The sequence below is a fragment of the Mesorhizobium sp. M9A.F.Ca.ET.002.03.1.2 genome, from assembly GCF_003952365.1.
Taxonomy (GTDB): Bacteria; Pseudomonadota; Alphaproteobacteria; order Rhizobiales; family Rhizobiaceae; genus Mesorhizobium.
On record NZ_CP034443.1, the window covers coordinates 3543681 to 3556235 of the forward strand.

Here is a 12555-nt window from a genome sequence, read left to right on the forward strand (position 1 = left end):
TGGCTTGATGCGCCGATGGGTCCTGCTCGATGCGATTGGCTGGACGCAGGCGTTTGAGCGACAAGGTTGCCGGCGTTTGGTGACCGACGCAGCATAGCCAACCCATCCAGAATGGTTCCTGTTGATCCACAATATGGATCAAATCTCCGCCACAAGTTGCTTGATATTCAACCAATCGCGTGCGAATAAATCCATCATGCGAAATAACAGGTCCATATTGTAGACCTATTATTCGAGGCCCGGAGGAGCGGGAGGAGATCGCATCGTTCCGGTTTCGGCCTGAACGTTCAGGCCGGGCGCCGGTTCGAGTGGAGGAGCTTGAAGCATGACAGCTGCCAGCAACAACACGATGATCGTTGATACGCCGGCCGAGGTGCTGGATGCACGGCCCGGTTCGCGGCTGATGTGGCCGGTCGAGGCAGCGGCTTCGATCCTGCTCGTCCTCGTCGTCGGCCTGCTGCTTGCCGGCGTCATCTCGCGCTACGTGCTGTCGCTGCCGATCGTCTGGATCGACGAGGCCGCCTCCATCTCCTTTCTCTGGCTCGCCATGCTCGGCTCGGCAATCGCCATCGACCGTAACGAGCACCTGCGTCTTACCGTCTTCCTCGGCATGATCCCCGAGCGCGCCCGCGACTTCGTGAACGCGCTTGCTTTGCTCGTTGTGGCGACGGTGCTGCTCGCGTTGATCGTGCCGGCAAGCCAGTATGTAGGGGATGAGTGGTACGTCACTTCGGCGGCGCTCAACATTCCAATGAGCTTCCGCGCCTCGGCAATTGTCGTTGGGCTGGCGCTGATGTCCGTCATCGCCGTGGGCCACGCGATCCGCGCGGCGACGCTTGCCAACCTGGCCGCCGCTATCGCCGTTATCGCTGTACTGGCTTTGTTCGGCTGGCTGCTTTCGCCGTGGTTTCTCACGCTCGGCTACGCCAATATCCCGATCTTCCTCGTCGGCGTGGTGGCCGTCTGCCTCCTGCTCGGTGTGCCGATCGCTTTCTGTTTCGGCATCGGCACGATCGCCTTTATCGCCTTCAGCACCCATGTGCCGATGATCGTGCTTGTCGGGCGCATCGACGAAGGGATGTCGAGCCTCATCTTGCTGTCGGTGCCGATCTTCGTTCTGCTCGGCTGTGTGCTCGACGCGACAGGCATGGGCAAGGCGATCGTGGAGTTCATGGCGTCGCTGCTCGGCCATGTGAAAGCCGGTATGTCCTATGTGCTGCTAGGCTCGCTGTTCCTCGTCTCGGGCATTTCCGGTTCGAAGGTTTCCGACATGGCGACCGTCGCTCCGGCACTCTTCCCCGAGATGAAGCGGCGCGGCCACAAGCCCAAGGAGATGATCGCGTTGCTGGCAACCGGCGCTGCGATGGCCGATACGGTGCCGCCGTCCATCGTGCTGATTGTGCTCGGCTCGGTCGCCGGCGTTTCGATCGCCGCGCTTTTCACCAGCGGCTTCGTCATCGCCATGGTTCTGTTGCTCGTCCTTGCGGTGCTGGCGCGCTGGAAGGCCTCGGGCGAAAGCATGGAAGGCGTACATCGCGCTCCGTTTTCGGTTGTGTGGAAGACGCTGCTCGTCTCCGCCCCCGCACTGGTGCTTCCCTTCCTTATTCGCGGTGCAGTCGGCGGCGGCGTCGCCACCGCCACCGAGGTTTCCACGATCGCCGTGCTCTACGCGCTGGTCATCGGCGCGTTGTTTTATGGCGGCATCGGCGCGAAGAAGTTCTACGCCATGCTGGTCGAGACGGCGGCGCTGTCTGGCGCCATCCTGCTCATCCTCGGCACCGCCTCGGCGATGGCCTGGGCGCTGACGCAAACCGGCTTCGCCAACCAGTTGGCCGTCTACATGACGGACCTGCCGGGAGGCTGGTTCTCCTTCATGCTCGTCACGATCGCCGTCTTCATGGTTCTCGGCTGCGTCCTTGAAGGTCTGCCGGCGATCGTTCTGATGGCGCCGATCATGTTCCCGATCGCCGCCCGGCTGGGCATCAACGACGTGCACTATTCGATGGTCGTCGTGACAGCAATGAACATCGGGCTCATGGCCCCGCCCATTGGCATCGGCTTCTACATCGCCTGCAAGATCGGCGACGTCTCGCCCGACGAGGCCATGAATGCCATCTGGCCCTATCTCGGTGCGTTGCTTGTCGGCCTGTTGCTGATCGCCGCCGTCCCGGCGCTGTCGATAGCCTATCTCTAGGCACTCGGATTTAAACCAGGAGGAAACACAATGAATATCACCCGCCGCACCTTGCTGATAGGTACAGCCGCATCCATCCCGCTCGTGAGCACCATCCGCTACGCCGGGGCTCAGGCGGCGGAGTTCAACTACAAATACGCCAACAACCTGCCGCTCACCCACCCGATGAACCTGCGTGCGCAGGAAGCCGTCGACAAGATCCGCGAGGAGACCGGCGGCCGCGTCGCCATCCAGATATTCCCCAGCAACCAGCTCGGCGCCGACACGGACATGCTGAGCCAGGTTCGCTCGGGCGGCGTCGAATTCTTCACGCTGTCGCCGCTGATCCTTTCCACGCTTGTCGCCAATGCCTCGATCAGCGGCATCGGCTTCGCCTTCCCGAATTACGACGCCGTTTGGGCGGCGATGGATGGCGACCTCGGCAAATACGTGCGTGGCGAGATCGAAAAATCGAACCTGGTCGTCATGGACAAGATCTGGGACAACGGCTTCCGCCAGATCACCAGTTCCGTCGGCCCGATCTTGACGCCCGCGAACCTTGAGGGCTTCAAGATTCGCGTTCCGGTCAGCCCGCTCTGGACCTCCATGTTCACCGCCTTCAAGTCGGCGCCGGCCAGCATCAACTTCGCCGAGGTGTATTCGGCGCTGCAGACAAAGATCGTCGACGGGCAGGAAAACCCGCTCGCCATCATCTCGACGGCCAAGCTCTACGAAGTGCAGCAATTCTGCTCGGTCACCAACCACATGTGGGACGGCTTCTGGTTCCTCGCCAACAAGCGGGCTTGGGAAGCGATGCCGGAAGATGTGCGCGAAATCGTCGCCAGGAACCTCAACGAGGCCGGCGTAAAGGAGCGTGAGGACGTCGCCAAGCTCAATGCCACGCTTGAGGAGGAACTCGCCGCCAAGGGCATGAAGATCAACAAGCCGGATGCTGTCCCGTTCCGGCAGACGCTGAAGGACGCCGGCTTCTACGCCGAGTGGAAAGGCAAATATGGCGACGAAGCCTGGGCGATCTTGGAAAAGGCTGTTGGCGCCAGCCTGACCTGAGCGCCGGGCCGCTTCCCACGAAGGCAGCGCAGTAAAACATCGCGGCTTTTCGGACGGGATCGTACAGAAAGCGAAATTCTGGCGGGCCGGCCACGTGGCTCGCCCGCCAGATAACAGGCGCGGTTTTCTAAGGAATTCGAAGGTGGTCGACCGGCTCAGAGGAAAATCCGCAATCGTCTTCGGCGCAGGGTCGTCCGGACCCGGCTGGGGCAACGGTAAGGCCGCGGCGGTCGCCTTCGCGCGCGAAGGGGCGCGTGTCGCCTGCGTCGACCTCGCCGAGGCAGCCGCCGCCGAAACCGCGGCGATCATCCGCGATGAAGGCAACCAGGCGATCGCGCTATCGGCCGACGTGACCATTCTGGCCTCCGTCGAGGTGGCGGCAGCGGCAGCAATGGAGGCGTTCGGCGCCATCGACATCCTGCACAACAATGTCGGCGTGACCCACATGGGCGGTCCCGTCGAACTCGACGAGGACGAGTTCCAGGCCTCCCTCGATCTCAACATCGGACCGGTCTACCGCACCGCCAAGGCGGTGTTGCCGCATATGCTGAAGGGCGGCGGCGGTGCGATCGTCAATATCTCGTCGCTCGCCGCGATACGCTACGTCGGTTATCCCTATTTCGCCTATTATGCGACCAAGGCCGCGGTGAACCAGGCCACCGTGGCGCTGGCTATGCAGTATGCGCGGCAAGGCATTCGCGCCAACTGCATCATGCCGGGCCTGATCGATACGCCGATGATCTACAAGCAGATTTCCAGCCAGTACGGCTCGGCCGACGAGATGGTGGCCGCCCGCAACGCCATGGTACCAATGGGGAGGATGGGAACGGCGTGGGACGTCGCTGCGGCGGCCGTGTTTCTCGCCTCCCACGAGGCGCGCTTCGTCACCGGCGTTTGCCTGCCCGTCGATGGCGGCCAAAGTTGCGCCGTCTCCGAGTTGCGCTGACCATGAACATCGCGCCGCCCCCAGAACGCGATCAGACCGGCTCGCAGAGTGTCGACCGGGCCCTGAGCCTTCTTTCGATGGTCGGCCGGCACGCCGACCGCGGTGTTTCGCTCTCCGACATCGTCGAAGAGAGTAGGCTGAACAAGCCGACGACGCGCCGCCTGCTGCTGGCGCTGATGCGCGCGGGAATGGTCGAGCAGGACGAGACGACGCGGCGCTACTATCTCGGCGAGGAGGCCTACGTGCTGGGCAGCCTCGCCTCGCGACGTTTCGGCCTGCTTCAGGTCTCGATGGAAAGCCTGCTGCGCCTTTCGAAGAAGACCGAGGATTCGAGCTTCCTCTCGGTTCGCCGCGACACATTCTCAGTCTGCCTCTATCGCGAGGAAGGGACCTACCCGGTCAGGACCCACGCGCTACAGGCCGGCTTCGAGCATCCGCTGGGCGTCGGCGCCGGCTCGCTCGCAATGCTCGCGGCGCTCCGCGACGAGGAAGTGGAGGGGGTGCTGGCCGCCAATGACGCGGTGCTGAAATCGGACTACCCGATGCTTCCGGTCGAGCAGATCCGGCGCGACGTTGAAACCACGCGCACCAACGGCTATTCGCTCAATCCTGGCCGGATCGTCGCCAATTCCTGGGGGGTCGGGGTTGTGCTTCGCAGCGCGGACGGCCGGCCGGTGGGCGCACTGTCGATCGCCGCGATCGACAGCCGAATGCAGCCGGCAAGACAGCTCGAACTCGCTGGATATCTCACGCAAGAGGCAAAGCGCGTCGAGGAACGGCTTGCCCAGATGTTCACCTCGCGTGCACTCATGCGCGAGCACCAACCCGTAAAAAACCATGCCAGGAGAGCGCCTCGATGACGAAGGCTCAGATCGTCGGATGTGCGCATTCCGGGGTGTTCAATATGGTGGATGCGGCGGTCGCCAACTACGTGTCGCTGCTGGAGCACGCGAAATGATGACCATGGCTCCAGGCAGCGTGACGCCTTCCTCCACGCGCGTCATGAACCTCTCGCATTTTTTGACCCAGGCGGCACGACGCAATCCGGACGATATTGGCTTCGTCTGGCGCGAGCGGCAGTGGACATGGCGCGAGATGGAAGCGCGCGTCAACGCGATGGCCGCCGCGCTGCGCGACGAGTTTGGCGTGACAAAGGGCGACCGAATCCTCGTCCAGTCGGCCAATTGCAATCAGATGTTCGAATCGATGTTCGCCTGCTTCCGTCTTGGAGCCGTCTGGGTGCCGGCGAACTACCGCCAGTCGCCGGACGAGGTCGCCTACCTCGCCAAGGCGAGCGGCGCGCGCGGCCTGATCTGCGGCGCGGGCTTCCCGGCTCATACTGCTGCCTGCAGGGAAACAGCCCCCGGGATCTGCTTCGTCTTGTCGATCGGCGAGGCCGAATTCGGCGACGATTACGACGCGGTCGCCGCCCGTTTTGCCGGCCGGACCGTTCCCAGCGTCGCCGTTGATCGCGACGATCCCTGCTGGTTCTTCTTCACCTCCGGCACGACCGGCCGGCCGAAGGCCGCCGTGCTCACGCATGGTCAGATGGGCTTTGTCGTCACCAACCATCTGTGCGACCTGATGCCCGCCACGACGCGCGACGACGCCTCGATCGTGGTGGCCCCGCTTTCGCATGGGGCCGGCATCCACCAACTCGTACAGGTGGCGCACGGCGCCAAGTCTATCCTCCTGCCGACCGACAAGCTCGACGTGCCGACCGTCTGGACGCTGGTCGAAAAATGGCGGGTGACCAACGCCTTCACCGTGCCGACCATCCTCAAGATGCTGGTGGAGGACGACAGCGTCGACCGGTTCGACCATTCCTCGTTGCGCTATGTCATCTATGCCGGTGCGCCGATGTACCGCGCCGACCAGAAGCGGGCGATGGAAAAGCTGGGGCCGGTTCTGGTCCAGTATTTTGGCTTGGGCGAAGTCACCGGCAATATCACTGTGCAGCCTCCGGCCTACCATTCCGCCGAGGACGCTCCGCATGCGCGCATCGGGACATGCGGTTTCGAGCGCACGGCCATGCAGGTCGAAATCCAGGACGACACCGGCAATCCGGTCTCGCCGGGAGAAACCGGCGAAATTTGCGTGATCGGGCCGGCAGTCTTCGCCGGCTACCACGACAACCCGGAAGCCAACGCCGCGGCGTTCCGCAACGGCTGGTTCCGCACCGGTGATCTCGGCCATATGGCCGAGGACGGTTTCGTCTACATCACCGGCCGATCGTCCGACATGTATATCTCCGGCGGTTCCAACATCTATCCGCGCGAGATCGAGGAAAAGATCCTGCTCCATCCCGACATCAGCGAAGCCGCCGTTCTCGGTATTCCCGATCCCGTCTGGGGCGAGGTCGGCGTCGCGGTTTGCGTTGCCCGCGCCGGCGTTGTGTCCGAAACGATTGAGCTTGAGCGCTGGCTGGAGGGCAAACTCGCCCGCTACAAGATGCCCAAGCGCTTCGTGTGGTGGGAGACAATGCCCAAATCGGCCTATGGCAAGATCGCCAAGAAGCTGATCCGCGAAGAACTGGAGCGCCGCGGCGCGTTAACGCATGTCGCCCAAAAGTGACCTCGGTTTTGGGACAACGACATGCATAAAAACAAAAACCTAAAGCGCGTCGCATGAATCCGTTTCAACGCGACGCGCTTTAGACCCGTCCGAGCGCAAGCTCTCGGCATGAGGAGCAGGTGATGAACAGCAGCCACCAAAGCCGCGCCGTGGCGATCACCGGCGGCGCATCGGGCATCGGCCTTGAGACCGCTCGCCTCCTGACAGAGCGCGGCTTCGAGGTCTTCCTCCTCGACCTCGCCGCGGCAACGCTGGCTTCGGCCTGTACGGATCTCGGCCTGCCCGAGGAACGCGGCATCGTCTGCAACGTCGTCGACGAAGCGGCCGTCGACGAGGCCATTGGCCGGATCACGGCCGCGCACATTCTCGCCGCTGTCGTGAATTCCGCCGGCACAGCGATGGACCTGCCGTCGGTCGAAACCGCAGTCGAGGATTTCCGTCGCATCGTCGACGTGAACCTCACCGGAACGTTCATCGTCTCGCGGGCTGCGGCGCGCTACTGGCTCGAACGGAAGCAGCCGGGCGCGATCGTCAACATCACCTCGGTTTCTGGTCTTTGCGGCAACAAGGGCCGCAGCGCCTACGGCGCGTCGAAAGGCGGACAGAATCTACTCACGCTCGTCATGGCCAACGAGCTCGGCGTTAATGGCATCCGCGTCAACGCCGTCGCACCCGGGCCGATCGACACGCCGTTGACGCAGGCCGTCCACACCGAGGATGTCCGCCGGCAGTGGTTGGACCGCGTGCCGCAGCGCCGCTACGGCACGCCGCGCGAGATCGCCGGAGCGGTGGCTTTCCTGATTTCCGACGATGCCAGTTACGTCAACGGCCAGATTCTGGCCGTTGACGGCGGCTTCATCCATGCCGGCCTCGCAGCCTGAGATGGCTCCGATGCGCAGCATCCGCCATCCCGGTCCGATGGCGGCGGAACGGTTTGCAGCGATGCCCTGCGTGGCAGAGCCGCTGACGTTGCGGCTCGAACCTGGCCGCTCCATTAATGACGCCGTGGCGCAGGCCCTCGCGGAGGCCGGGTTCAGCGGCGGCTATATCCGCCTGCGCAACGCGCGGGTTGACCCAATGCGCTACGTCATCCCCGCCGCGTCTCCCAACAGCACGCATGCCGCGTGGTACAGCGATACGTTCGCGCCGCAGGGCATAACGGTCATCGAAGATGCAGGTCTCGTCGCCGGCCGGCGCGACGACGAGCCCTTTCTTCATTGCCATGGCATCTGGCATATCCCCGACGGCGTGCGCCGCATGGGCCATCTTCTGCCGCTCGACTCGCAATTGGCAGAGCCGGTCGAGGTTGCCGCCTGGGGCATCGCAGGCGCGCTGTTCGACGTGCGCGACGACGCCGAGACGAATTTTCGCCTTTTCGTGCCGATCAAAGCTCCGGTCCTGGGGGAGCGCCGCGGCCGCCGCGCAGCCCTCTGCACGGTAAAGCCCAACGAGGATATCGGCCAGGCGATCGAGGCCGTTTGCCGACGGCACGGCTTTGACCACGCCTCGATCCGGGGCATCGGCAGCCTGGTCGGCGCGGATTTCGACGACGGCTCGGCCGTCTCCTCCTACGCAACCGAGGTTCTCGTCACGGGCGGCGCTATCCGCTCCGGGCGTTGCACGCTCGACATCGCGCTGGTCGGCATGGATGGTGAGATAAGCGCAGGCCGCCTTCGCCGCGGTGCCAATGCCGTCTGCGTGACGTTCGAACTGCTGATTGTCGCATCCGATGAGGAATCTGCATAGTTGAGGATGCTGACCACGCTGCGCACCGCTATCCGCGGTGGCCAACTTGGCCGAACCTGGCGCCCTTCCGGCCTCCGCGAGACCCTGACGACCATAGCCGCCGATCCACGGCATCTGGGCGCGCGGATCGGCATGACCAGCGTGCTGCACACCTGTGGCTAGGCGCTCATCCATCATCCACATGTGCACATCATCGTGCCCGGCGGCGGGCCGTCACCGGACGGCAGCCGTTGGATTCTCCAGTTCGTCGGCTGGTTCCCCGCCATGACGGCGAGCGGTGATCGGTGGGCCAAGTTCTGAAGGTTTGGTCATCGTCCTGGCAACGCCTTGGCAGCTTCGGTCAGGGTCGCCCGACCATTGCCGTGCTCGCGGATCAGCACTCGCACTTGGTCCGGGGTGATGTTGTTCTGTAGAGCGAATAGCTTCACCTCATACTCATTCTCGGGCGAGATCTGGCCGGCGTCGCGGAGGTCGGGTCTGCTTTTGTCCTTCGCCATTTCTGCTCCCTTCTTTTCGAATTTTGTTATGTTAACTATAGCTAATATAATCCGATGACCGAGACTCGGTTCCATAGACAAGCGGGCAGGTGCCGGTACCGGCCGGCTGGAATTCATCGAGCCCTTGATGCCGACGCTGGTGGAGAAACCGCCCAAGGGGACGTCTGGATTCATGAGGCATCAACACCGACGATGATCGGGTTCGCATCTTTCACGCGGCGTAGCCTGGATTGGACGGCAAAATACAGCGACCTAGCAGAGGTCGCTAAAGGCTTGGGGTCCCCACCCTGATCTTCAAGGGCGGAACGTCCTTGTCCAAAGCCTCCGGGCGATCCGCCGTTTCTCCGAAGACATCGACCTGTCTTTTGACCGCGCTGACCTCGGCTACACTGATGACCTGTTCAGAGCGACTTCCGGATCCATTTTGCCAGGACGCCAACGACGCCCTCCCGGAACAACAGCACCGCGACAACGAAGATGATGCCCTGGCCGATCGTGACCCAGTCGCCAAATGTCGCGAGGTAGTTCTGCATCGTGACGATGACTGCCGCGCCGACAATCGGTCCGAACACGGTGCCCATGCCGCCCAGGAGCGTCATCAGCACGACCTCGCCGGACATGGTCCAGTAGACGTCGGTAAGCGACGCCAGCTGGAACACGATCGCCTTGGTTGCGCCGGCGACGCCGGCGAGCGCGGCCGACAGCACGAATACGGCGAGCTTGTAGCGGTTGACCCGATAGCCCAGCGAGATCGCGCGGGGCTCGTTCTCGCGGATCGCCTTCAACACCTGTCCAAACGGCGAATGGATGATCCGGTATATCAGCAATATGCCGGCGAAGAAGATGGCGAGCACGAAGAAATAGAGCACTTCGCTTGAGCGCAGGTCGATCAGCCCGAACAGGTAGCCGCGCGGCACCGCCTGGATGCCGTCCTCGCCGCCGGTAAACGCTGCCTGCAGCGAGAAGAAATAGACCATCTGCGCAAAAGCGAGCGTCACCATGGCGAAATAGATGCCGTGGCGGCGAATGGCGAGCGAGCCGATGGCGAGACCGAGCACGGCTGCCACCAGCGTGCCCGCGATAATGGCGAGCTCAGGCGTCAAGCCCCACACCTTTGCCGCATGGGCCGAGACGTAGCTCGCCATGCCGAAATAGGCAGCGTGGCCGAACGACAGGAGCCCGCCAAAGCCGAGCAACAGGTTGAAGGCGCAGGCAAACAGCGCGAAGCACAACACCTTCATGACAAAGACCGGATAAAGCAGAAATGGCGCGGCAATGAGGAAGACGAACAGCGCGGCGAAGATCGCAAGGTGATGGCGTGGCATGCCTGCGGCGCCAACGGATGTGATGGCTGCCATGGCGATTGGGTTGGTGTCGATTGCCATCACGCGCTCCGCCCAAACAGGCCGGCGGGCTTGACCAGCAGCACGAGCGCCATGATGACAAAGATCACCACGGCCGAGCCTTCCGGATAGAACACGCGGGTCAGCCCCTCAATCAGCCCGAGCCCGAAGCCGGTGAGGATCGAGCCCAGGATCGAGCCCATGCCGCCGATGACGACAACGGCGAAGACGACAATGATCAGGTCTGCCCCCATGTTCGGATTGACTGCGTATATCGGCGCGGCGAGCACGCCGGCGAAACCCGCGAGTGCGACACCGAAACCATATGTAAGCGTGACCAGCAGCGGCACGTTGATGCCGAACACACCGACCATGGTCGGGTTCTCGGTCGCTGCCCTGAGATAGGCGCCAAGCCGGGTCTTTTCGATGATGAACCAGGTCGCGAGGCACACGATCAGTGAAGCCAAAATCACCCAGGCGCGCGAATTGGGCAGGTACATGAAGCCAAGATTGTGCCCCCCGGTAAGAAGCGGCGGCGGCGGGTAAGGCAGGCCGGATACGCCGAAAAACTGGCGGAAGAAGCCGACGATGATCAGCGCCAGGCCGAAAGTGAGAAGCAGCCCGTAGAGATGGTCGAGATGATAGAGCCGTCGGATCAGGACGCGCTCGAGGACGATGCCGGTGACGCCGACGATCGGCGGGACGATGAGCACAGCCCACCAGTAACCGACGCCGAGATAGTTGAGCAGCATCCAGGCGCCGAAGGCGCCCAGCATGTACTGCGCGCCATGCGTGAAGTTGATGATGTTCAAGAGACCGAAGATGACCGCCAGCCCAAGGCTCAGAACCGCATAAAAGGACCCGTTGATCAGCCCGAGCAGCAACTGGCCGAACAGGACTTGCGGCGGAATTCCAAGGAGTTCGAACATGGTCGCTCCAGTTGATTTGTCTATGAAAGGACGCGCCGAGCGGCTCGGCGCGTCGTTGGCGAGGTGCGTTTACTTGACGAGCGGACAGTCGCCGTCGGCGAGCGGGCGGAACGCCTTGTCGGCCGGAATGGTGGCCACAGTCTCGAAATAATCCCATGCCCCTTTCGATTGGTCCGGCTTCTTGACGCGGAACAGATACATGTCGTGCAGCTTGCGCCCGTCCGCGCGGATCGTACCCTTGCCGAACAGTGGATCGTCCGTCGGCATTTCCTTCATCTTGGCCATCACCTTGGCCGCATCCTTGTCGCCAACGGCCTCGACGGCCTTGAGATAATGCAGGACCGAAGCGTAGACTCCGGCCTCGATCATCGAAGGCTTCTGTCCGGCATTCCGCTCCTGGAAGCGGGCAGAGAATTCACGCGTTTGATCGTTCATGTCCCAGTAGAACGCGCCGGTGAGCACGAGGCCTTGCGCCACTTCGAGGCTAAGCGCATGCACGTCATTGATAAACATCAGCAGGGCGGCGAGCGATTGGCCGCCCTGCGTGATGCCGAATTCCGACGCCTGCTTGACCGCGTTGATCGTGTCGCCGCCGGCATTGGCGAGGCCGACGACCTTGGCGCCCGACCCTTGCGCCTGCAACAGGAAGGACGAGAAATCCTGGCCGGGGAAAGGATGGCGGACGGCGCCGAGCACCTTGCCGCCCGATGCTTCGACGACCGCCGACGTATCGCGCTCGAGCGCGTGGCCAAAGGCATAGTCCGCTGTGACGAAGAACCAGCTATCGCCGCCCTGCGCGACCATGGCCGAACCCGTGCCGTTGGCAAGTGCCCAGGTGTCGTAGGTCCAGTGGACGGTGTTGGGAGAACAGGCTTTGCCGGTCAGGTCGGACGAGGCCGGACCCGAGGCAAGGAAGATCTTGTTCTTCTCCTTGGTGATCTCGTTGACGGCGAGCGCCACCGACGAGGTGGGCACGTCGGCGATGACATCGACGTTTTCGGTGTCGTACCATTGGCGGGCGATGTTCGAGCCGACGTCCGGCTTGTTCTGGTGGTCGGCGGAGATGACCGACACATTGATGCCCTTGTCCGCTGCCTTGAAGTCTTCCGCCGCCATCTGGGCCGCGATGACGGAGCCTTCGCCGGCGATGTCTGCATAAATGCCGGAACGGTCATTCAAAACACCGATCTTGACGTCAGTCGCGTAGGCCGCGCCGGCCATCAGCAGGCTCGCCATTGAAGCCAGAATAAATCCGATTTTCTTCATCGCTACTTCCCTC

11 protein-coding genes and 1 pseudogene are annotated in these 12555 nt (G+C 62.9%); 8 read left to right on the top strand and 4 right to left on the bottom strand.

Translation table 11 applies throughout. From position 1 onward, the window contains the following. Positions 1-325 precede the first annotated feature (325 nt). From EJ066_RS17020 to EJ066_RS17055, 8 genes and pseudogenes are all read left to right on the top strand, one after another. Entirely contained in the window at positions 326-2194 is a 1869-nt protein-coding gene (locus EJ066_RS17020) for a TRAP transporter large permease subunit (protein ID WP_126039903.1), read from the top strand. 30 nt (positions 2195-2224) lie between these two features. Beyond that, complete coding sequence (locus EJ066_RS17025) at positions 2225-3241, top strand: TRAP transporter substrate-binding protein (protein WP_126039905.1); 1017 nt, start codon at positions 2225-2227, stop codon at positions 3239-3241. Between the two features lie 142 nt (positions 3242-3383). Beyond that, a complete protein-coding gene (locus tag EJ066_RS17030) occupies positions 3384-4187 on the top strand; it encodes an SDR family oxidoreductase (protein WP_126039907.1) in 804 nt (267 codons plus the stop codon). 2 nt (positions 4188-4189) lie between these two features. Beyond that, positions 4190-5047: an IclR family transcriptional regulator gene (locus EJ066_RS17035; RefSeq protein ID WP_126043922.1), complete on the top strand. Its 858-nt coding sequence runs from the start codon at positions 4190-4192 to the stop codon at positions 5045-5047. A 94-nt stretch (positions 5048-5141) separates the two neighbouring features. Further along, positions 5142-6761, top strand: a complete 1620-nt coding sequence (locus tag EJ066_RS17040) for an acyl-CoA synthetase (RefSeq protein WP_126039909.1) — start codon at positions 5142-5144, stop codon at positions 6759-6761. A 122-nt stretch (positions 6762-6883) separates the two neighbouring features. Beyond that, the gene (locus tag EJ066_RS17045) at positions 6884-7642 is read left to right on the top strand and encodes an SDR family NAD(P)-dependent oxidoreductase (RefSeq protein WP_126039911.1); all 759 of its coding nucleotides are present in this window, start codon (positions 6884-6886) and stop codon (positions 7640-7642) included. Between the two features lie 10 nt (positions 7643-7652). Further along, a complete protein-coding gene (locus tag EJ066_RS17050) occupies positions 7653-8507 on the top strand; it encodes a DUF296 domain-containing protein (protein ID WP_126039913.1) in 855 nt (284 codons plus the stop codon). A gap of 78 nt (positions 8508-8585) precedes the next feature. Next, positions 8586-8744, top strand: a pseudogene (locus EJ066_RS17055) (transposase); the annotation flags it as partial. 71 nt (positions 8745-8815) lie between these two features. Here the strand turns inward: EJ066_RS17055 and EJ066_RS17060 are convergent. The 4 genes from EJ066_RS17060 to EJ066_RS17080 form a co-directional block, all read right to left on the bottom strand. Continuing rightward, on the bottom strand, positions 8816-9004 hold the full coding sequence (locus EJ066_RS17060) for a DUF3606 domain-containing protein (RefSeq protein ID WP_126039915.1): 189 nt from the start codon (positions 9002-9004) through the stop codon (positions 8816-8818). 401 nt (positions 9005-9405) lie between these two features. Further along, complete coding sequence (locus EJ066_RS17070) at positions 9406-10329, bottom strand: branched-chain amino acid ABC transporter permease (protein WP_245455213.1); 924 nt, start codon at positions 10327-10329, stop codon at positions 9406-9408. A 59-nt stretch (positions 10330-10388) separates the two neighbouring features. Further along, positions 10389-11276 carry a branched-chain amino acid ABC transporter permease gene (locus tag EJ066_RS17075; RefSeq protein WP_126039919.1) on the bottom strand — a complete coding sequence of 296 codons (888 nt, stop codon included), beginning with the start codon at positions 11274-11276 and terminating at the stop codon, positions 10389-10391. Positions 11277-11345: 69 nt separating this feature from the next. After that, complete coding sequence (locus EJ066_RS17080) at positions 11346-12542, bottom strand: ABC transporter substrate-binding protein (protein ID WP_126039921.1); 1197 nt, start codon at positions 12540-12542, stop codon at positions 11346-11348. Positions 12543-12555 lie beyond the last annotated feature (13 nt).